This window comes from Rahnella bruchi (genome assembly GCF_003614975.1).
In the GTDB taxonomy this organism is placed as follows: domain Bacteria; phylum Pseudomonadota; class Gammaproteobacteria; order Enterobacterales; family Enterobacteriaceae; genus Rahnella; species Rahnella bruchi.
Window position 1 is genome coordinate 114,970 of record NZ_QZWI01000012.1, and the last position, 19,877, is coordinate 134,846.

General features: G+C 52.7%; 22 protein-coding genes and 1 tRNA gene. 9 read left to right on the top strand and 14 right to left on the bottom strand.

Annotated elements, in window-relative coordinates:
* Positions 1-3 precede the first annotated feature (3 nt).
* Complete coding sequence (locus tag D5398_RS18550) at positions 4-1,188, top strand: sugar transporter (protein WP_120508948.1); 1,185 nt, start codon at positions 4-6, stop codon at positions 1,186-1,188.
* Positions 1,189-1,253: 65 nt separating this feature from the next.
* On the opposite strand, the gene D5398_RS18555 is transcribed toward D5398_RS18550, so the two are convergent.
* Positions 1,254-1,670, bottom strand: coding sequence for a DUF2000 domain-containing protein (locus D5398_RS18555; protein WP_120508949.1), 417 nt, complete (start codon positions 1,668-1,670; stop codon positions 1,254-1,256).
* 131 nt (positions 1,671-1,801) lie between these two features.
* Here D5398_RS18555 and D5398_RS18560 point away from each other — a divergent pair, with 131 nt between their 5' ends.
* The gene (locus D5398_RS18560; RefSeq protein ID WP_120508950.1) at positions 1,802-2,278 is read left to right on the top strand and encodes an Lrp/AsnC family transcriptional regulator; all 477 of its coding nucleotides are present in this window, start codon (positions 1,802-1,804) and stop codon (positions 2,276-2,278) included.
* A gap of 101 nt (positions 2,279-2,379) precedes the next feature.
* Positions 2,380-2,673, top strand: coding sequence for a YicS family protein (locus tag D5398_RS18565; protein ID WP_244216797.1), 294 nt, complete (start codon positions 2,380-2,382; stop codon positions 2,671-2,673).
* A 50-nt stretch (positions 2,674-2,723) separates the two neighbouring features.
* On the opposite strand, the gene D5398_RS18570 is transcribed toward D5398_RS18565, so the two are convergent.
* Entirely contained in the window at positions 2,724-3,152 is a 429-nt protein-coding gene (locus D5398_RS18570) for a TOBE domain-containing protein (protein WP_120508951.1), read from the bottom strand.
* Positions 3,153-3,422: 270 nt separating this feature from the next.
* Here D5398_RS18570 and argG point away from each other — a divergent pair, with 270 nt between their 5' ends.
* Positions 3,423-4,784, top strand: a complete 1,362-nt coding sequence (gene argG / locus D5398_RS18575; RefSeq protein ID WP_015689414.1) for an argininosuccinate synthase — start codon at positions 3,423-3,425, stop codon at positions 4,782-4,784.
* Positions 4,785-4,987: 203 nt separating this feature from the next.
* On the opposite strand, the gene D5398_RS18580 is transcribed toward argG, so the two are convergent.
* The 6 genes from D5398_RS18580 to xerD form a co-directional block, all read right to left on the bottom strand.
* Positions 4,988-5,061, bottom strand: a tRNA-Gly gene (locus tag D5398_RS18580).
* 150 nt (positions 5,062-5,211) lie between these two features.
* Positions 5,212-6,741 (bottom strand): lysine--tRNA ligase, encoded by a 1,530-nt coding sequence (lysS, locus tag D5398_RS18585; protein WP_120508952.1) that lies wholly within the window; start codon positions 6,739-6,741, stop codon positions 5,212-5,214.
* 9 nt (positions 6,742-6,750) lie between these two features.
* Positions 6,751-7,849, bottom strand: a protein-coding gene (gene prfB, locus D5398_RS18590) for a peptide chain release factor 2 (RefSeq protein ID WP_120508953.1) whose coding sequence is annotated in 2 segments (ribosomal slippage) — positions 6,751-7,773 and positions 7,775-7,849 — 1,098 coding nt in all. Because the reading frame shifts where the segments join, the coding sequence is not laid out codon by codon here.
* Between the two features lie 130 nt (positions 7,850-7,979).
* Complete coding sequence (gene recJ / locus D5398_RS18595; RefSeq protein WP_120508954.1) at positions 7,980-9,713, bottom strand: single-stranded-DNA-specific exonuclease RecJ; 1,734 nt, start codon at positions 9,711-9,713, stop codon at positions 7,980-7,982.
* 6 nt (positions 9,714-9,719) lie between these two features.
* Positions 9,720-10,436 carry a bifunctional protein-disulfide isomerase/oxidoreductase DsbC gene (gene dsbC / locus D5398_RS18600; protein ID WP_120508991.1) on the bottom strand — a complete coding sequence of 239 codons (717 nt, stop codon included), beginning with the start codon at positions 10,434-10,436 and terminating at the stop codon, positions 9,720-9,722.
* 25 nt (positions 10,437-10,461) lie between these two features.
* A complete protein-coding gene (gene xerD, locus D5398_RS18605) occupies positions 10,462-11,421 on the bottom strand; it encodes a site-specific tyrosine recombinase XerD (protein ID WP_120508955.1) in 960 nt (319 codons plus the stop codon).
* Positions 11,422-11,531: 110 nt separating this feature from the next.
* Between xerD and fldB the strand changes: the two genes are divergently transcribed.
* On the top strand, positions 11,532-12,050 hold the full coding sequence (gene fldB / locus D5398_RS18610) for a flavodoxin FldB (RefSeq protein WP_120508956.1): 519 nt from the start codon (positions 11,532-11,534) through the stop codon (positions 12,048-12,050).
* Between the two features lie 31 nt (positions 12,051-12,081).
* Here fldB and D5398_RS18615 read toward each other — a convergent pair whose 3' ends face one another.
* The gene (locus D5398_RS18615; protein ID WP_120508957.1) at positions 12,082-12,534 is read right to left on the bottom strand and encodes a protein YgfX; all 453 of its coding nucleotides are present in this window, start codon (positions 12,532-12,534) and stop codon (positions 12,082-12,084) included.
* Positions 12,515-12,781: an FAD assembly factor SdhE gene (gene sdhE / locus D5398_RS18620; RefSeq protein WP_120508992.1), complete on the bottom strand. Its 267-nt coding sequence runs from the start codon at positions 12,779-12,781 to the stop codon at positions 12,515-12,517. The genes D5398_RS18615 and sdhE overlap by 20 nt, the downstream gene beginning before the upstream one ends.
* 278 nt (positions 12,782-13,059) lie before the next feature.
* Between sdhE and ygfZ the strand changes: the two genes are divergently transcribed.
* Positions 13,060-14,052 (top strand): tRNA-modifying protein YgfZ, encoded by a 993-nt coding sequence (ygfZ, locus tag D5398_RS18625; RefSeq protein WP_120508958.1) that lies wholly within the window; start codon positions 13,060-13,062, stop codon positions 14,050-14,052.
* Between the two features lie 48 nt (positions 14,053-14,100).
* On the opposite strand, the gene D5398_RS18630 is transcribed toward ygfZ, so the two are convergent.
* Positions 14,101-14,631 (bottom strand): class IV adenylate cyclase, encoded by a 531-nt coding sequence (locus D5398_RS18630; protein WP_120508959.1) that lies wholly within the window; start codon positions 14,629-14,631, stop codon positions 14,101-14,103.
* Positions 14,632-14,833: 202 nt separating this feature from the next.
* Here D5398_RS18630 and D5398_RS18635 point away from each other — a divergent pair, with 202 nt between their 5' ends.
* Complete coding sequence (locus D5398_RS18635; protein ID WP_120508960.1) at positions 14,834-15,274, top strand: DUF1198 domain-containing protein; 441 nt, start codon at positions 14,834-14,836, stop codon at positions 15,272-15,274.
* Positions 15,275-15,328: 54 nt separating this feature from the next.
* On the opposite strand, the gene D5398_RS18640 is transcribed toward D5398_RS18635, so the two are convergent.
* Together D5398_RS18640 and D5398_RS18645 are read right to left on the bottom strand one after the other, a co-directional pair.
* Positions 15,329-15,664, bottom strand: a complete 336-nt coding sequence (locus D5398_RS18640) for a DUF2002 family protein (RefSeq protein ID WP_112289777.1) — start codon at positions 15,662-15,664, stop codon at positions 15,329-15,331.
* Between the two features lie 126 nt (positions 15,665-15,790).
* On the bottom strand, positions 15,791-16,987 hold the full coding sequence (locus D5398_RS18645) for an MFS transporter (protein ID WP_120508961.1): 1,197 nt from the start codon (positions 16,985-16,987) through the stop codon (positions 15,791-15,793).
* Positions 16,988-17,261: 274 nt separating this feature from the next.
* On the opposite strand from D5398_RS18645, the gene D5398_RS18650 reads away from it, so the two are divergent.
* A complete protein-coding gene (locus tag D5398_RS18650; RefSeq protein WP_120508962.1) occupies positions 17,262-17,567 on the top strand; it encodes an ElaB/YgaM/YqjD family protein in 306 nt (101 codons plus the stop codon).
* Positions 17,568-17,695: 128 nt separating this feature from the next.
* On the opposite strand, the gene pdxR is transcribed toward D5398_RS18650, so the two are convergent.
* Positions 17,696-19,150, bottom strand: a complete 1,455-nt coding sequence (gene pdxR / locus D5398_RS18655; protein ID WP_120508993.1) for a MocR-like pyridoxine biosynthesis transcription factor PdxR — start codon at positions 19,148-19,150, stop codon at positions 17,696-17,698.
* Between the two features lie 122 nt (positions 19,151-19,272).
* On the opposite strand from pdxR, the gene D5398_RS18660 reads away from it, so the two are divergent.
* Positions 19,273-19,704: a carboxymuconolactone decarboxylase family protein gene (locus D5398_RS18660; protein ID WP_120508963.1), complete on the top strand. Its 432-nt coding sequence runs from the start codon at positions 19,273-19,275 to the stop codon at positions 19,702-19,704.
* Positions 19,705-19,877 lie beyond the last annotated feature (173 nt).

Consider the following 19,877-nt stretch of genomic DNA (forward strand, 5'->3'; position numbering starts at 1 on the left):
TCAATGCACTCAGATACCGTTTCGCGCAGGACAGCCTGGCTCCGCGTTGTGATGATGGCTATTGCCGCGTTCATCTTCAACACCACTGAATTCGTGCCCGTCGGATTACTTTCTGACATCGCCGCCAGTTTCAACATGCAGACCGCACAGGTCGGGCTGATGCTGACTATCTACGCGTGGGTAGTGGCGCTGATGTCATTGCCGCTGATGCTGCTGACCCGCAATGTCGAGCGAAAGCGCTTACTGATCGTCATCTTTGTGATATTCATCGCCAGCCATATTCTCTCGGTCGTGGCCTGGGATTTCTGGAGTCTGGTCGCCTCACGCGTCGGTATCGCCCTGGCTCATGCGATTTTCTGGTCGATTACCGCCTCGCTGGCCATTCGCGTGGCACCTGCCGGTAAAAAAACACAGGCGCTCAGTATGCTGGCGACCGGCACCGCGCTGGCGATGGTGCTCGGTCTGCCGCTTGGCCGCCTGATTGGTCAATATCTTGGCTGGCGCACCACCTTTATGAGTATCGGCGTTGTCGCGCTGCTGACGCTGATTTGCCTCATCAGATTGTTGCCGCCGTTACCGAGTGAGCATACCGGTTCGCTGAAAAGCGTGCCGATGCTGTTCCGCCGCCCTGCGCTGGTCGGTATGTATGTGCTGACCGCACTGATAGTGACTGCTCACTATACGGCGTACAGTTACATCGAACCCTTTATTCAGACTGTCGCCAATATGGGTGAAAACTTCACCACCTTCCTGCTGCTGATTTTCGGCGGCGCGGGGATTCTCGGCAGTATTGCATTTAGTGTGCTGGGCAACCGCTTCCCGGCGGCCATGCTCAGCGGCCCGATCCTGATGGTCACGCTCAGCATGTTGCTACTGTTTGTCGCGGTCATGAACCCGGTCAGCATTTCCATCCTTTGTGTAATCTGGGGACTGGCGATGATGATTATTGGCCTGGCGATGCAGGTGCGCGTACTGGCGCTGGCGACGGACGCCACAGATGTCTCGATGGCGCTGCTTTCGGGTATCTACAACATCGGTATCGGCGCGGGCGCGCTTCTCGGCAATCAGGTCAGTCTGCATCTGGAAATGAGCAACGTCGGCTACGCCGGTGGCCTGATTGGCTGCGTCGCGTTCGTCTGGTGTCTGACGATTTTCAAACGCTATCCGCAGCTGAAAGTAACGAACTGATATCGGGTTGATGATAAAGAAAAACCGGCTTTTGCCGGTTTTTTTATACCTGAGGATTCAGCTCACTAGCGCAATAACTTCAAATTTCCCGTCAGTGATTTTATCCATTTTTCCGCGCCGACCAGCCCCACGCCATCCAGCACTTCATCGTACAAATCTCTTAGCGGAAACGTCATTTCATACTGCTCAAACTGATGCATGGTGCGCGCAAAAGACGGGAACGGCACCACGCTGCGCTCGCCTGCGGCATCCAGCGCTTTAAACATCAGTGCCTTAATGTGATCAGGCGTTGCCTGAAGAATGGGCAGCGGGTATTTCGATATAGAATCTGTCGTGACGCCCTGCGCATCAGTCAGCGAAATGCCTGCCAGCATCGGGAAGTTTGCCGCTAATCCGATACCAATCACGCCCGCCGTATTTGCCAGTAATCCCGTCGGAAGCTCAGGATTGAGGATAATTGCCACCCGGAGTGTCTCTGTCATTTATGCGCCCTTTCGTTCATCAGTAAGAGAACCATGATAATGAGCGGCGGCTGAAAGGTGCTTTCTTTTAACGGTGTAAAATGCACTAATCTGGTTATCCCTTTCTAGAAATCACTTCAAAAAGGCAGATTATGTCCACATCCGAAATTTCAGCGGCAGATTTTCGCATTCTGAAGCAGCTTCAGACCTCGGGGCGCATGACCAATCAGGAGCTCGCAGATAAGGTCGGTATGGCAGCTTCTCCCTGCTGGCGGCGCACCAAACAACTGGAAGACAACGGCGTGATCACCGGCTATCAGGCGGTTATTGACCGGAAAAAAATCGGTCTGGGGTTGCTGGCTTTTATCCGGGTCAAAATCGACAGTCACAGCGAGGAAGATGCGCAACGTTTCGAACAGGAAGTTGGCGCATTGCCTGCGGTGATCGCCTGCTACGCGATTGCCGGTGATGCCGATTTTCTGTTGCAGGTGGTAGCGAAAGATCTCGACAGTTTTTCCAGCTTCGCAATGGAAGTGGTACGCCGCCTGCCGGGCATCAAAGAGATGCAAACGTCGTTTGTGCTCAGGGAAGTGAAACCGCTGGATGTGTTGCCGCTGGAGGGGATGTGAGGTTGGCGGCCGTGCTCCCCGCTCGGGTTTGCGTAATACCGGCATTGAACATATAGTCGTTATATCCTCTTTATTAACAACCGGATGCAGGTGGTATCACAATGAATATTGTTCGCGCACTACCTCTTATTATTATTATGTCTATGCCAGGGATTGCTCTCGCAGATTCCGCTTTTCAGAGTCTGGAATTTGGTAAGAATAAACAGCAACTTGTCCGTGATACCAAAGAAAAGTGCCAGCCTGAAAAGAAAGTCTCTGATGATGACTGGGCAAATAAAATTTTGCTGTCAAAAGATAATAAAGATTTGATACGTAACGCGAAAACCGCGCTCGAGAAAAATAATAACAGAGATTATGAAAAGGCTATCGGTCAGATTAAATGCCCGCAGCTTTGATGAAACCCGGCCAGACTCCACACCACACGATAAATCTGGCCGTGCCTTCATTATTTTTGTGTCGCTAAAATCACGCTGGAGGCTTTGACCAGCGCCAGAATGGCATCGCCCGGTTTCAGGCTCAGTTCATTCACACTGTCGTTAGTGACCATCGCGGTCAGCGCCAGGCCTTTATCGGAGGTAATGCTCACCGAGGAGTTCACCGCGCCAAGATTCACATCGTCAATTTTGCCGATGAACTGATTGCGGGCAGAGAAATTCAGACCGCAGTCGGGCGAGGCCAGCACCACCCACGGCGCTTTGATAATAGCGATGGCCTTTTTACCCACTACCAGACCCAGAGTTTTCACGCTGTTTTTCGTGACGACTGTCACCAGGCTTTCGCCCGTATCGAGTGCTAACACCACTTCGTCGTTTACCGCACCTTCCACAATTTCTGAAACCGTGCCGGATAGCTGATTGCGCGCTGAAACTTTCATTCTCACTCCTTGATAACTTCTGTAAGCGGAAGAGTCATTATGGCTTTGGGAATGGCAAGTCAGGGGTGGATTTTGGCGGCGACAGATGCCACATTAAAACGCGAAGATATTTTGAATGAAACACGACTGTGCAGGCATGACTTTTGTATAATTATGCAATAAAATGCACATGAATATGCAAAATATCTTTTACCTGACCCCGGTTTTGCGTTATCAATATAGGCATTGAAACCTTTAGCAGACAGCCCTAATTCATACAGGATTTTATCGATGACAACTATTCTCAAGCACCTTCCTATCAATCAGCGTGTGGGTATCGCGTTCTCCGGCGGTCTGGACACCAGCGCAGCGCTGCTGTGGATGCAGAAAAAAGGCGCCATCCCTTATGCCTACACGGCCAACCTGGGTCAACCTGATGAAGAAGATTACGATGCCATTCCGCGTAAAGCGATGGAATACGGTGCAGAGAAAGCTCGCCTGATTGATTGTCGCAAACAGCTGGTTGCCGAAGGCATCGCCGCCATTCAGTGTGGCGCGTTCCACAACACCACTGCCGGTGTGACTTATTTCAACACTACGCCGCTGGGCCGTGCCGTGACCGGTACTATGCTGGTTGCCGCGATGAAAGAAGATGGCGTGAATATCTGGGGTGACGGCAGCACTTACAAAGGTAACGATATCGAGCGTTTCTATCGTTACGGTTTGCTGACCAATGCTGAACTGAAGATTTATAAACCGTGGCTGGATACCGACTTTATTGATGAATTGGGTGGCCGTCATGAGATGTCTGAATTCATGATTCAGTCTGGTTTCGACTACAAAATGTCGACCGAGAAAGCTTACTCCACTGACTCCAACATGCTGGGCGCCACCCACGAAGCCAAGGATCTGGAATTCCTCGATTCCGGCGTCAAAATCGTTAACCCGATTATGGGCGTGAAATTCTGGGACGAAAATGTCGTCGTGAAAGCGGAAGAAGTCTCTATCCGATTTGAGCGTGGTTATCCGGTTGCGCTGAATGGCGTAACCTTTGACGACAGCGTTGAGCTGATGATGGAAGCCAACCGCATCGGTGGCCGTCACGGTTTGGGCATGAGCGACCAGATTGAAAACCGTATTATCGAAGCCAAAAGCCGTGGGATTTACGAAGCTCCGGGAATGGCGCTGCTGCACATCGCTTACGAGCGTCTGCTGACCGGTATCCATAACGAAGACACCATCGAGCAATATCATGCGAATGGCCGTGTGCTGGGCCGTCTCCTGTACCAGGGTCGCTGGTTTGATCCACAGGCTCTGATGCTGCGCGACTCCGCTCAGCGTTGGGTCGCCAGCGAAATCACCGGCGAAGTGACTCTGGAACTGCGTCGCGGCAACGACTACACCATCATGAATACGGTCTCTGAGAATCTGACCTACAAACCAGAGCGCCTGACCATGGAAAAAGGTGATTCCGTATTCTCACCTGATGACCGTATCGGCCAGCTGACCATGCGTAACCTGGATATCACCGATACCCGCGAGAAACTGCAAAACTACGTTGAGACCGGCTTGCTCACCTCTTCTGCCTCTACCGGTTTACCGCAGGTGGATAACAACAATCTACCGCGTGGCTTGCAGGTGAAAAACAAGTAACTGCGGCTTGCTTTAAAACGAGTTTGCAAAGCGTTATGTGAATCAGCCCTCTCCCCTTCGCAGGTGAGAGGGCTGATTTGTATTGATTTTTTGCTCTGAGACCAAGTTTCAGACATGCAAAAATACCGTACAGGGAAATACGGATCAGCAGGCATCGGGAATGATTTTTGTAGGATGTTGAATAAGTGCAGAGAAGAAAGTTTTGGAGCGGGTGAAGGGAATCGAACCCTCGTATGCAGCTTGGGAAGCTGCCGTTCTACCATTGAACTACACCCGCATCGGTGTGCGACTGGCATTATAACCGGTTACGACAACGTAGCAAGGCGTGATTGCGGATAAGCGCTGGAGTTTTAAGCAGTTAGCGTGCGGCGTGATCTGCGGCATGAAAAAGGGCGCCGGAGCGCCCTTTTGTTGTTTCTGAAGAAACTTATTTTTGTGTCTGCGGACGCATCGCCGGGAACAAGATAACGTCGCGGATGGTGTGGCTGTTGGTGAACAGCATAACCATACGGTCGATACCAATGCCCAGGCCAGCAGTCGGTGGCAGGCCGTGTTCCAGCGCTGTCACGTAGTCTTCATCGAAGAACATCGCTTCGTCGTCGCCTGCATCTTTCGCAGAAACCTGGTCAGCAAAGCGCTGCGCCTGGTCCTGCGCATCATTGAGCTCAGAGAAACCGTTACCGATTTCACGACCACCGATGAAGAATTCAAAACGGTCAGTGATTTCAGGATTGTCGTCATTACGGCGCGCCAGCGGAGAAACTTCAGCCGGGTACTCAGTAATGAAGGTCGGCTGGATCAGCTGCGCTTCAGCGGTTTCTTCGAAGATCTCGGTAACGATACGGCCCAGACCCCAGCTCTTCTCGATTTTGATACCGATAGATTCTGCGATAGCGGTCGCTTTAGCCAGATCGTCGAGATCTGCAACGTTAGTTTCCGGACGGTATTTGCAGATCGCTTCACGCATGGTCAGCTTGGCGAAAGGCTTACCGAAATCGAAAGTCTGGTCGCCGTACTGCACAACGCTGCTGCCCAGAACGGATTCGGTCAGAGTGCGGAACAGAGTTTCGGTCAGAACGATCAGATCTTTGTAATCCGCGTACGCCATGTAGAGTTCCATCATGGTGAACTCTGGATTATGACGCGGAGAAACGCCTTCGTTACGGAAGTTACGGTTGATTTCGAATACGCGGTCAAAACCACCCACAACCAGACGTTTCAGATACAGTTCTGGCGCAATACGCAGGTACATATCGATGTCGAGCGCATTGTGGTGAGTGATGAACGGACGCGCCGCTGCACCGCCAGGGATCACCTGCATCATCGGGGTTTCGACTTCCATGAAGCCGTTTTCCACCATGAAGCTGCGGATACCAGACATGATCTGAGAACGGATCTTGAAGGTTTTACGGGAATCGTCGTTAGCGATCAGGTCGAGATAACGCTGACGGTAACGCGCTTCCTGATCCTGCAAGCCGTGGAATTTATCCGGCAACGGACGCAGTGCTTTAGTCAGCAGACGCAGTTCAGAACAATGGATCGACAGTTCGCCGGTCTTAGTTTTGAACAGCTTACCGGTTGCACCCAGGATATCGCCCAGATCCCATTTTTTGAATTGCTCGTTGTAGATGCCTTCTGCCAGGTCATCACGCGAAACGTAAAGCTGGATACGACCGCCGACATCTTGCAGGGTCACGAAAGACGCCTTGCCCATGATACGGCGGGTCATCATACGGCCACCGACGGTGACTTCGATGTTTAATGCTTCCAGTTCTTCGTTGGTCTTTTCGCCATATTTCGCATGCAATTCATCAGAGATGCTGTCACGACGGAAATCGTTAGGGAAAGCGATACCGGATTCGCGCAGTAAAGCCAGCTTCTCACGACGAGATTTCAGCTCGTTGTTAAGATCTGGTACGGTTTCTGCACTTTGCGCTGCTGGTTGTTGCTCAGACATTTTGGTTCCTCATAACCCGGCTTTCAAACTTGCCTCAATGAATTTATCCAGGTCGCCATCCAGTACGGCCTGCGTATTTCGCGTTTCAACGCCCGTGCGTAAGTCTTTGATACGGGAATCGTCCAGCACGTAAGAACGAATCTGGCTGCCCCAGCCGATGTCAGACTTGTTGTCTTCCAGCTGCTGTTTGTCCGCATTTTTCTTTTGCATCTCATACTCATAAAGCTTCGCACGCATCTGCTTCATGGCCTGATCTTTATTTTTATGCTGGGAGCGGTCGTTCTGACACTGAGTCACAATGTTGGTCGGAAGGTGGGTAATACGTACCGCAGATTCCGTTTTGTTGACGTGCTGGCCACCCGCACCGGACGCGCGGTATACGTCGATACGCAGGTCGGCAGGGTTAATTTCGATTTCGATATCGTCATCCACTTCCGGATAAACAAACGCGGAACTGAAAGACGTATGGCGACGACCACCGGAGTCGAACGGGCTTTTACGCACCAGGCGATGAACGCCGGTTTCAGTACGCAGCCAGCCGAACGCATAATCGCCGATGATCTTGATGGTCGCAGATTTAAGTCCTGCTACTTCACCGTCAGATTCTTCGATAACTTCTGTTTTGAAACCCTTGGCTTCTGCCCAGCGCAAATACATACGCAGCAGCATGCTCGCCCAGTCCTGCGCTTCCGTACCACCGGAACCGGCCTGGATATCGAGATAGCAGCTCGCGCTGTCGTATTCACCGGAGAACATGCGGCGGAATTCCAGCTGTTCCAGCTTGACGGTCAGTGCATCAAGTTCTGCAACCGTTTCGTTGAAAGTATCTTCATCGTCGGCTTCAATAGCCAGTTCCAGCAGGCCGGTCACATCTTCCGCGCCCTGCAATAACTCATCGATGGTTTCAACAATAGCTTCCAGCGAGGAACGTTCTTTGCCCAGCGCCTGTGCGCGTTCTGGCTCGTTCCACACGTCCGGCTGTTCCAGCTCGGCGTTTACTTCTTCGAGGCGTTCTTTCTTGGCATCATAGTCAAAGATACCCCCGAAGAACGACTGTCCGCTCGGACAGGTCCTGAATGCGGTTTTTAACCGGATTAATTTCAAACATGATTTTTCGCGTCTTACGTTAGATTCGGAGTTGGCCCAATGCCATTCGAACCGCAGATTCTAACGGAATTAGCGGTGTTTTTATAGCAAGGAGCCATTTTTTTGCAGGGTTTATTGCGGGCAAAAATCGCTTATTTCGGCCATAAATGCTCGATGATCAACTGAACGCTGCGATTTCCCCGAAATTCATTGATATCCAGCCGGTATGCCAGCTGTACTTCGCGGATACTGCTGTCCGGCCAGAACGTCGGATCAATGTTAAATGCGATACCGTCAAGCAGCGGACCGCCGCCGACAGGTTCTATCATCAGCTTGAGATGACGCTCTTTGAGCAGTTTCTGTTGCAGGATGCGGAACGTACCGTCGAACGTCGGTTCCGGGAACGCCTGCCCCCAGGGGCCACCGTCGCGCAACATTTCAGCCGTATCGATGGTCAGCTCACGGGCAGAAAGCTCGCCATCTGACCAGACCACACCTTCCAGATACGAAGGATCCAGCCATTCACCTACCAGTTCGGCAAACTTGTCGCGAAACTCGTCGAACTTGCTTTCTTCCAGCGACAAACCGGCAGCCATTGCATGCCCGCCGAATTTCATCATCAGCCCAGGATTAAGCGTATCGAGGCGTTCCAGCGCATCACGCATATGCAAACCGGCTATCGAACGACCGGAGCCTTTCAGAATGCCAGCACCCGCGGGAGCAAACGCAATCACTGGCCGGTTAAAGCGCTCTTTCAGACGTGATGCCAGAATACCGACCACGCCCTGATGCCATTCCGGATGGTACATCGCCAGACCGAAAGGCAGTGCATCAGTGCTGCGCTCGAGTTTGTCGCACAGCGCCAGCGCTTCAACCTGCATCCCCTGCTCTATCTCGCGGCGGGTCTGGTTCAGCGCATCCAGATCACTGGCCAGTGCACGAGCCTGACCAATGTCTTCACTGAGTAACAGCGCCACGCCGACCGACATATCATCAAGACGACCGGCGGCGTTGAGCCGTGGCCCGAGCGCAAAACCTAAATCACTGGCGCACAATGTGCGGGCTTCGCGCCCCGCCACTTCCAGCAGCGCGCGGATCCCTGCCCGGCATTTACCGGCACGGATACGGTTCAGCCCCTGATACACCATGATGCGGTTGTTGGCATCGAGTGGAACGACATCCGCCACCGTACCCAGCGCGACCAGATCCAGATGTTCCGCCAGATTAGGAATAGCCAGACCATTTTGCTCAAACCAGCCGCTGTCACGTAAAGCACTGCGCAGCGCCAGCATCAGATAGAACGCTACCCCGACGCCTGCCAGCGATTTTGACGGGAACTCGCAGCCGACCAGGTTCGGGTTAATAATCGCTTCGGCATCGGGCAAGGTTTCGCCCGGCAAGTGGTGGTCGGTGACCAGTACCTTAATGCCTTTTTCGTGGGCCAGCGTGACGCCCGCGTGAGAGGAAATGCCGTTGTCGACGGTCAGAATCAGCTCCGCACCGCGCGACGCCGCCTGTTCAACCACTTCTGGGCTGAGGCCGTAGCCGTCTTCAAAACGGTTTGGCACCAGATAGTCCAGATTCCCGCAGCCCATGCTGCGCAGCGAGAGCAAGGTGAGCGCGGTACTGGTTGCGCCATCGGCATCAAAATCGCCAACGATAATAATGCGCAGACGCTCAGCCAGTGCTTTTTGCAACAGCGCGACCGCAGCATCAATGCCGTCAAGTTGCTGATAAGGCAGCATTCCGCGCACACTGCGCTCAAGCTCCTGACTTTCTTTCACCCCGCGGGCGAGATACAAACGGCGCAACAAAGGGGAAAGATCGGCGGGAAGTTCCACGCCAGTCGCTGCCTCACGGCGGCGAAGTTGAGTCTGCAAGGTCACGAAAAATCAACCACCCGTTTTATGTGAAGGATCCTGCTGATCGAGCATGGCAGCCATTTCTTTTGGCGGCTGATAGCCCGGGATCAAAGTACCGTCTTCCAGCACCACAGCCGGAGTGCCGGTAACGCCGAACTGAACGCCCAGTTCAAAGTGTTTTGCAATGCTGGTGGCACAGGTCGCCGGTGTGATTGCATCGCCGCGCATCGCCGCATCAAAATTGGTTTTACGGTTGCCGGTACACCAGATTGATTGCATATCTTTCTCAGTCTGGGAATTCAGCCCCTGACGCGGGAAGGCCAGATAGCGCACTGTGATTCCCAGATCGTTGTAGTCCTGCATCTGCTGGTGCAATTTGTGGCAATAGCCGCAGGTGATGTCAGTGAACACCGTAATCACATGCTTTTCGTTTTTGGCTTTGTAGATAATCATTTCGTTTTGCAGCGCATCGAGCTTTTTCACCAGCGCTTTGTTGGTCACGTTGACCGGATGGCTGCCGCTGACGTCATACATCGGCCCCTGCAAAACATGCTTGCCATCTTCGGTGATATAAATCGTACCGCTGTCGGTGGAAACGGCGCTCAGCCCTTTCACCGGCGTAGACTGTACCTCGGCATTGTTCATACCCAGTTTGCCCAGCGTGGCTTTGATTGCTGCATCATCAGCATGGACCGCGGAACTCATACACGCAGTCAGGAATGTCAGCAGCAGTAAACCTTTTTTCATCATGTCGTCCTTTCTCTCCGGCCTGTTACGCACGGGGATGATGTTGTTGATGTAGCTGTTTGAGTCGTTCAGTCGCTACATGGGTATAAATTTGAGTGGTTGATAAATCACTGTGACCTAACAACATTTGCACCACGCGCAGATCCGCACCGTGGTTCAGTAAGTGGGTGGCGAAGGCGTGGCGCAGAACGTGGGGTGACAAACGTTCCGCATCAATACCGGCAAGGATCGCATAGTGTTTGATACGATGCCAGAAGGTCTGACGCGTCATTTGCTGCGCGCGGTTACTCGGAAAGACGATATCCAGCGACTGTCCGTTGAGCAGCCACGGCCTGCCGTGCTCGAAATAATTCTCGATCCAGTACACCGCTTCCTCGCCCATCGGCACCAGACGTTCTTTGTTCCCTTTACCGATAACGCGCACCACGCCCTGTCGCAGACTCAGGTCACTGAGCGTCAGCCCAACCAGCTCGGAAACACGCAAACCGGTGGCATACAGCAGTTCGAGCATCGCTTTATCGCGCAGTTCCAGGGGAACATCCACGCTTGGCGAAGCCAGCAGCGCATCGACCTGGGCTTCACTGAGATCTTTCGGCAGCCGCTGCGGTAATTTTGGCGAAGACAGTAATGCTGTCGGATCATCCTGACGCACTGATTCGCGGTTCATATACTGGAACAGACGGCGCATCGCACTGAGCAGACGCGCTGAGCTGGTGGCTTTATATCCACCCTCGATCCGCTCGGAGAGGAAAGATTGCAAATCCTCCGCGCTGACATGCAGTAAATCAGTCTTATTGTGATGCAGCCAGCCCAGCAGCGTTTTGAGGTCCTGCCGGTAGGACGAGAGCGTATTTTCAGCGAGATTTCGCTCAATCCACAGCATATCCAGAAACTGCTCTGTCAGACCCTGATCGGCCTGATTCACTGCCTGCAAAGCCTGCTCAGAGGTAACGTCCTGAGTGTTCACATTCTCTTGTTTTGGCATTCCGACTCCTGTTTCCTGAGCACATACTGCGCCAGCCATTATGCCTTTCATGCATCCAAATCTGCTACACTGCCTGCCATTCGTATACTTATGACGTTATGGCAACAAGCATGAAAATTGGACTTTTCTACGGTTCCAGCACCTGCTACACCGAAATGGCTGCGGAGAAAATTCGCGACATTCTGGGCGAAGAACTGGTTGATTTGCACAACATTAAAGATGTTGATCCTGATGTGATGGAAGACTACAGCATCCTGATCCTCGGCATCCCGACATGGGATTTCGGTGAAATTCAGGAAGACTGGGAAGCCGTCTGGAATCAACTTCCTAAGCTTAAATTACGCGGCAAAATTGTTGCCATGTACGGTATGGGTGACCAGCTCGGCTACGGCGAGTGGTTCCTCGACGCGCTCGGTATGCTTTACCATCAGCTGGTGCCGCTGGGTGTTCGCTTTATCGGATTCTGGCCGACGGAAGGCTTTGAATTTACCAGCCCGAAACCGCTAAGCGCCGATGGCAAACATTTCGTCGGGCTGGCACTCGACGATGTGAATCAGTTTGATCTCACCGAAGAACGCCTGCAACAGTGGTGCGAGCAAATCCTGCTGGAAATGGACGCCCTGCTGTAACGCTTCGCTACCGATGTGTTAGCCGCAAATATCAGCCCGGTTCTGCCGGGCTTTGCGGATGACTGTTCAGCAGTATCTGGCGCAAATGCCGCCACTCTTCCTGACTCATACTGTCCGAAGCCAGCCACAAACGCTGCCTTCTGCTGCGCATTGCCTGCGCCAGACCGCCTTTGAGTTTCTGTCGACGCAGTGAAAGCAATGCGCCGTGGCTTATCATCCACACTGGTTGTTTAATCTGCCATTCATGACCGCGCCATAAAAGACGGTGATCATCAGTCAGAACAATTTCACCGGTACGCGCCGTGATACGACGCTGACTGCGGATACATTCAAACAGCACCAGCAATAACAACGTCATCCAGACAGGCCAGTAACCCGCAGGCCAGGGTGCCAGCAAAATCAGCAGCATCACCGTACCGTAACATCCCAGTGAGAAAAGCTGACTGCGCCAGGACACCCTCAGGTCACATCGCCACAGGGCCACGAGCTTTGTTTCGCGTCTGAATAAGCGCGACCATGCGTTGTAATTCGGTATCGTTCGGCTCGCCGTGATTCATCAGCCAGTTAAATAAATCAGGGTCATCACAGGTCAGCAGGCGGACAAACACCTCTTTATCGGCCAAGCTTAGCGAATCATATTCATGCTCGAAAAACGGCATGATCGAAATATCCAGCTCGCGCATACCACGGCGGCAGGCCCAGTGAACTCGGGAACGGTTATTAATATCCAGTTGATTTTTGCTTTCCATAACAAGGCTCTTTGTTGGGATACAGAACGTGAGTTTCTTTATGTCTGCGATGATTCTAACAGCGGCGCGTCATGCGACGTAATTTTTCAGTGCCCTGTTTTGTCAATCTACGTGATGTGCCGTAAAACCAGCTGTAAACCTGTCAGGTGTTTTACATTCTCTGGAAGACATCCCGTAAAAGGCACCAATAACTGTTTTCAAAGCGGGTGGGCTCTTTTACCATGAGTCATCAGTCACATTTCATTGACCGGGATTAGAAAATGGCTAACGAATTTCCCTTTCCACCGCAAAAACCTTCAGCGTCCTCTCATCTGCCGTTGACGTTGATCTCTCTGGAAGACTGGGCGCTGGCGACCATGACCGGCGCGGACACCATGAAGTACCTGCAAGGTCAGGTCACTGTGGATGTTGATGCGCTGGCAGCCGACAGCCACGTTCTTTGCGCGCATTGTGACGCGAAAGGAAAAATGTGGAGCAACCTTCGTCTGTTCAAGCGCGGAGACGGCATGGCATTTATTGAGCGTCGTAATTTGCGCGACACTCAGTTAACCGAAATGAAGAAATATGCGGTGTTCTCCAAAGTGACGTTCACGGCTGATGACGACGTCGTCTTGCTTGGTGTGGCGGGCTTCCAGGCCAGCGCCGCCCTGACGGGTCTCTTTTCGACATTACCAACGGCGGAGCAACAAGTCGTGCAACAGGATGAAACCACCCTGCTGCATTTCTCCCTGCCAGCAGAACGTTATCTGATTGTGACCAGTCCGGAAAAAGCCCGTCAGGTGGTCGAAGAATTAGGCGAGCAGGCGCAGCGCAATGACAGCCAGCAATGGCTGGCACTGGATATCGAAGCCGGTTTCCCGGTGATCGATACGCCAAACGCCGTGCAGTTTATTCCTCAGGCGACCAACATTCAGGCGCTCGACGGCATCAGTTTTACCAAGGGTTGCTACGCAGGGCAGGAAATGGTGGCGCGAGCAAAATACCGTGGTGCCAATAAACGTGCGCTTTACTGGTTGTCCGGCAAGGCGAGCAAAGTGCCCGCTCCGGCAGACGATCTTGAATTGCAGCTCGGGGAAAACTGGCGTCGAACCGGTACCGTTCTGGCAGCCGTGCAGCTCAGCGACGGCACGGTTTGGGTTCAGGCTGTGCTGAATAACGATCTGGATGCCGACGCGAATTTGCGCGTGCGTGACGACGCCACCAGCCAGCTGAGCATTCAGCCATTGCCGTATTCACTGGAAGAAACGAAGTAACAGTAACTGACATCACCGCCTTCAACCCGCAAGGCGGTGATGACTCACTTAATCCTGATGGTGTTTGCCTTTAGCATTGAGCAAATCGACATAAGCCTGATCGACCAGCTCCTGCCGCCCGATACCTAACTTCTCCAGTAAATCCTCAGCAATCGCAATGCCCTGCTCCGGCGTTTCATCCTCATCCAGCACTACTTCAAACTCAAGATAATCACCCAGATGTTTTACCCGGTCGAGATGCAAACGGGTCTGGCTGGTCATGAATAACGTCCGCTGCTTGATGACGCGACCCGCGGTGCCGTAAGCAAGCGTCAGCGTTTCACGCAGGCTGTCGGGATCCTGGGTTTCAGTCAGCTGGTAGAAACTGGTTTTCGGACCCGCCTTATCCGGGCGCTGATAGAAAATCAGCTCACCCAGAACGGGCGAAAAAGTGCGTAATTTAAGACGCCCGTGCGGGCAGATAAAAAAAGTATCGTCCTGCTCAATGATGTCCGGCAATCCGTCGGCAAGCAGCGCCAGTTTTTCATGCATCGCTGAAAAATCATCAATCCTGGCTTTAATTTCAATGTTTCTGGCCATCCGTCACTCCTTTAAAAGTTCATGCCCTTTCAGCCTGATTAAATCAATATCCCATGACCTTACAATGACATTCTGCGAGGCAGGCACAAATTCTTTGTCACTCCATCACGTATTTCCTGTCATTAGCAGATAAACTCCCCACATCGGGTGTTGCATGCACCTTTCACATCACGCCAGAAAAGGCCGGAGGCCAGAGTCCAGAATGATATGGATTATGCTTGCTGCAATTGTTGTGGTTTTTATTGTGGGTTATTGGTTTATGACGGCAGACACCCGCAAAGCGAATGCATCTCTCGCCAGTCTGTTGAAAATTAAACCGGTTTATATTGATTCCATGCTGCTGGAAATGGGCAAACGACAGAGCCAGATGTTTATCCGCTCCATAAGCGGTGGCTACGCTGAAGAGATCCGCAAAGCAGCCTACGTTGTGTTTATTTATCAGACATTTATTAAAGATGCCTCTGAAGAAAATATCGTCCGCTGGCGTAATATTCTGGTGCGCGCCCATCTGCCGCCACAACTGAGCAGCGAACACGCCGAACTGGCGCTGTTTTATTTTGCGGAACTGGATATCGAACCTTTTGAACTGGCGCAGTTTCGCCGCGACTACAATCAGACTTATAACCAGATCCACCTGGTTTAAACGCAAAAAAGCCGCTGAATCAGCGGCTTTCTTTTGTCATAAATAAGTGCGTGATTATCTGAAGACGTTATCCAGATAGCTCGCCAGAATCTGACGTGAACTGAAACCGTGGCAAATTCCATAATAGGTTTCGTTGTCGCTGGAAACATCCAGCGGGAAATTCTTGTACGCATCACTGCTGCGAAAAGATGCCGTCGGTTCGGCAAATCGCTCACTGCGCTCTTTCAGCGCCGGGTGTATTACCAGGGCAGTCCGGCCAAACCGCGCTTCCCGGTTTACATACACATAATGCTCGCCACGGCGATAGCCGTAAGCTTTATCATCAATAAAATCGCGTTCAAAACCTGATGTTTCTAAAACGCGTGCCACTTCATCTGGCCGTAAATACATGGTTGCTCCTCGCTTCTTTAACCGCAAGGCGACCTTACCGCAATAACTCTGCCAGACAATGTGTTTATCCCGAATTTTGGCGTATTTAGGATTTATCTAAACACATCATCCGCACAGCTATAAAGGTTATTCAGCCTTTGTCTGACGCGACGTTTGCAGCCATATTTTGAGGGTCAGCAGCCAGGCAATCACCACCATAAACGCCGCGGCCAGATAAATAGACGGCGTGCCCAGATGCGAAATAATCAACCCGGCGACCGGGCCGGTGATCCCCAGCCCGAGATCTAAAAATGCAGAATATAAGCCCAGCGCCGTGCCCTGATTTTGCGGCGGCACCTGTTTCACGGCCTCCACGCCCAGCGCCGGGAAAATAAGGGAAAAACCGGATCCGGTAAGGAACGCGCCAAACTGGACTGACAGCGGATCGTGCCCCAGCCAGATCATCAGCAGTCCCGCGATCTCAAACACGAATGACACCAGCGAGACCCGCAGGCCGCCAAACCGGTTGATCATGTTGCCGAAGACCAGACGAGCGCCTACGAATCCGAGGCTGAATAAGGTGAGCGTGAACGCTGCCCCGCTCCAGCCTTTGTCCGCGTAATACAACGTGATAAAGGTGGCGATAACGCCGAACCCGATAGTGCCAAAACCGAGTCCCAGTCCGTAAAGCCAGATGCGTCCGACCACCGCTTTAAAGGCGATACGTTTACCTGCAGTGACGGAAATGGCCGCTTTCATGCAGGCCAGAATGGCGGCAAACACCGCAGCCACCATAATCAGAACCGCGACGCCCATCAGCCCGTAAGCGTGGTTGAGCAATACACCGAGCGGCGCACCGACGGCCATCGCGCCATAGGTAGCCACGCCGTTCCAGGAAATCACCCGTGCCGTATGTTTTGCGCCAACTGCACCAATGCCCCATAAGGTGGTTCCGGTGCTGCCGAAGCTTTCGCCAACGCCTAAGAAAACGCGCGCCAGACAAAGCAGCAGCAAGCTCACCAGCGGATAAGCGGCAAACCAGAAAGCGATCGCATAAAACACGCCGCTCATCCCGCAGCAGATCAGACCAAAAATCACCACCCGTTTCGGGCCCAGCAGGTCGGCGTAACGCCCTGCGTGCGGACGGCTTATCAGGGTCGAGAAATACTGGACGCTGATCACCAGCCCGGCCAGCACGGAGTTATAACCCAGCGTGTTATGCACAAAGCCCGGCAAAACGGCGAGCGGTAAGCCGATGGTCAGATAGACCACGAAGGTAAACAGCATGAACGACAAAATGCGTTTATTGAGCAGAGCGTTAGAACGAAGCGTACTTAAAGACATGGGCGGACCCGAAAAATGAGATCACTGAGAGTGGAATCAACAGTATAAACAGGTTTCAGCCTCAAAACGGGCTAAAAATGTTATTGGCTGTAACGTGAATTTTGTTTTGCAGAGAAATCTGAGCCGCGTCACGCCATCCCGCGTCCCGCCTGACTTGTTACCACAGCGTCATGGCCTGAAATGCCCGATATTCGCAGTCCTTTGTCCTTAAAGAACCATCCGGTACAACATTATGGTCTATGCTTAATCCAACAGTCACACAAGGAGAGACGGAATGTTTAAGAAAACAGATAAAGTAGAAAAAAATATTAATCAGGACGTAACCCTGCTGGCGGACACGCTGGATGAAGTGCTTCAGTCTGCAGGTGATAAATCCAGGGACGAATTGGATAAAATCCGCAGCAAAGCTCAGGGTGTTCTGCGCGATACCCGTGCACGTTTTAACACCGACAAAATCAGTCAGCAGGCACGTGATGCGGCGGCTACAGCCAACGATTATGTGAAAGATAATCCGTGGTACGGCGTAGGTGCCGGTGCAGCAATCGGTATTGTTATCGGTGTCCTGCTTGGACGTCGATAACCTGAAAGGCAATTTGTGATGTTTCACTCCTGTGTCGGGAATATGGCTTAAAAAGCTGAAACATCCGTGTGGCTCCCTCATTGCCGCACAATTGCTAAAAAGACGACGGAGCCTTCGGGCTCCGTTTTCTATTTCTGGCTCTCTGAAATCACTTCTTCCAGTCGCGCGGCAAGTTGGTTTGCCTGTTCCTGAGTGCCAATATTGGGAAATCCCATCAGCAGTCCGTTCGGGCGCAACGCATCGTCACGCTCAGTTCGCTCAACCTGCCAGTCAGAAAGCGCTTGTACCGCAAGACCCCGTTCGCGCGCATTTTTGGCGATCAGCGCGTCATCCAGATTTTTGTTCAGGCTGGCGGATAACTGTATCCCGCCGACTTGCTGATTCACCCGCAATACGTCCGGCGAAAACTGCGCCGTCAGCGCCTGTTCGAGAAAGCCACGCCGCTGTGCATAGAGCTGACGCATTCTTTTAAGATGCCGGTAGAAATGCCCCTGTTCGATAAATTCCGCAATGCTGCTTTGCACCAGAGGCGGCGTGCCGCAAATCCGCAGCGGGCAATATGCCTCGATTTTATCCACCAGACTTTCTGGCACCACCACATAGCCGCAGCGCAACGCCGGAAACATCACTTTGCTGAATGTCCCTGCATAAATCACCCTTCCCTGCGTATCCAGACTTTTTAGAGAAGGCAGCGGCTGGCCGTGATAACGGAATTCGCTGTCATAGTCATCTTCGATAATCCAGGCCTGCTGTTTCGCCGCCCAGTCCAGCAACGCCATGCGTCGCGATAAGCTCATGGTGACGCCGGTCGGGCTTTGGTGCGCGGGCGTTACGACGGCAAATCGTGCGTCAGGAAATTGCTTCACCGCCTGCGGAACATTCATGCCTTCATCATCCACGTTCACCGCCATGGCAACCGCACCTGCCGCGCGGAAAAACGCCTGCGTCACCGGATAACCGGGGTCTTCCAGCCAGACACCGTCGCCGGGCTGCAACAGGCTGCCGATAATCAAATCCAGAACCGGCGCGTAACCGCCGCAGATAAAAATCTGTTCGGGACGGCAGGTAAATCCGCGGGAAAGTTGCAGATAACGCGCGACCACACTACGCAATCCGTCAGTGCCCGCAAGCGGCGGATGACCGAGATCGTTCATGCTGGTGTGGCGGATTTGTCTCGAGACTATGCGCGACCAGATAGCGCGGGGGAATTCATCCAGCGCAGGAAGCCCGAGCTGGAAAGGCAAAGAAGAAACAGAGGGCAGCATCGGGTTGATGGGTTTACGCGTGGCGTCTTTCCTGATCGGTTTTGGCGCGGGGACGGATAAACTCTCCGGGGCGCTGACCACTGTTCCGGCCTGCCCGCGACTTTGCAGAAATCCTTCCGCCATCAGCAGGCCGTAAGCGTTTTCCACCGTTGCGCGCGCCACGCCGAGTTCACTGGCCAGTGCCCGCACCGACGGTACGCGGCTGTCGCGTTTAAGCTGACCGGCCATGATCGCCTGTTTTACCCGCTGATAAATCTGACGGTAAAGCGGTTCTTTGTGCCGGGGATCGAGCTGAAAGGAAAGACTGAAGCCGCGCATCATGACCTGTTTAAATATGTATTTTATGGCCCTGTAGTATAGACCATGTGAGGCGTAAAGTAGCGGTCATTGAGGCGCACCGTGCGTCGTTGTTAACTCCAAAAATCCCAAAGGAAATCATCATGACTGCACTTCGCCTGCCTTATTATTCTTTGTCTTCTTCCGTGATGGAACCGATGAAAGCGGCGCTTGGCGCGCTGGAAAACGGTCCGCTGGATAACGTGATTATCGAACTGGCATTCCTGCGTGTGTCGCAAATTAACGGCTGCGCCTATTGCCTGGATATGCATTCCAAAGCACTGCGCAAAATGGATGTCGCGCAAACCAAACTGGATCAGCTGGCGGGCTGGCAGGTCAGCCACGCGTATTCCGAACGTGAACGCGCGGCGCTGGCATGGGCAGAATCCCTGACGCTGGTGGCAACAACCGGCGCACCGGATAATGCATTTGAGCCCCTGAAAGCACAATTCAGCGACGTGGAAATCTCGGAACTGACGTTCGCAATCGGCATAATGAATGCGTTTAACCGTCTTGCGGTAGGCATGCGCCAGTAATCTCACTGCTCAAAAAACATACCGAAAAAAGTTTTCCCTCTCCAGCCCGCTTCCTGCGGGCTTTGTCGTTTTTGCAATAAGCAAATTTAGAAAATCTACATATTGTGTGGTTGAAAATTTTAATCACCACATCTAGTATTCAGTGCATCGGGACGCCACGATGGCACCGACTC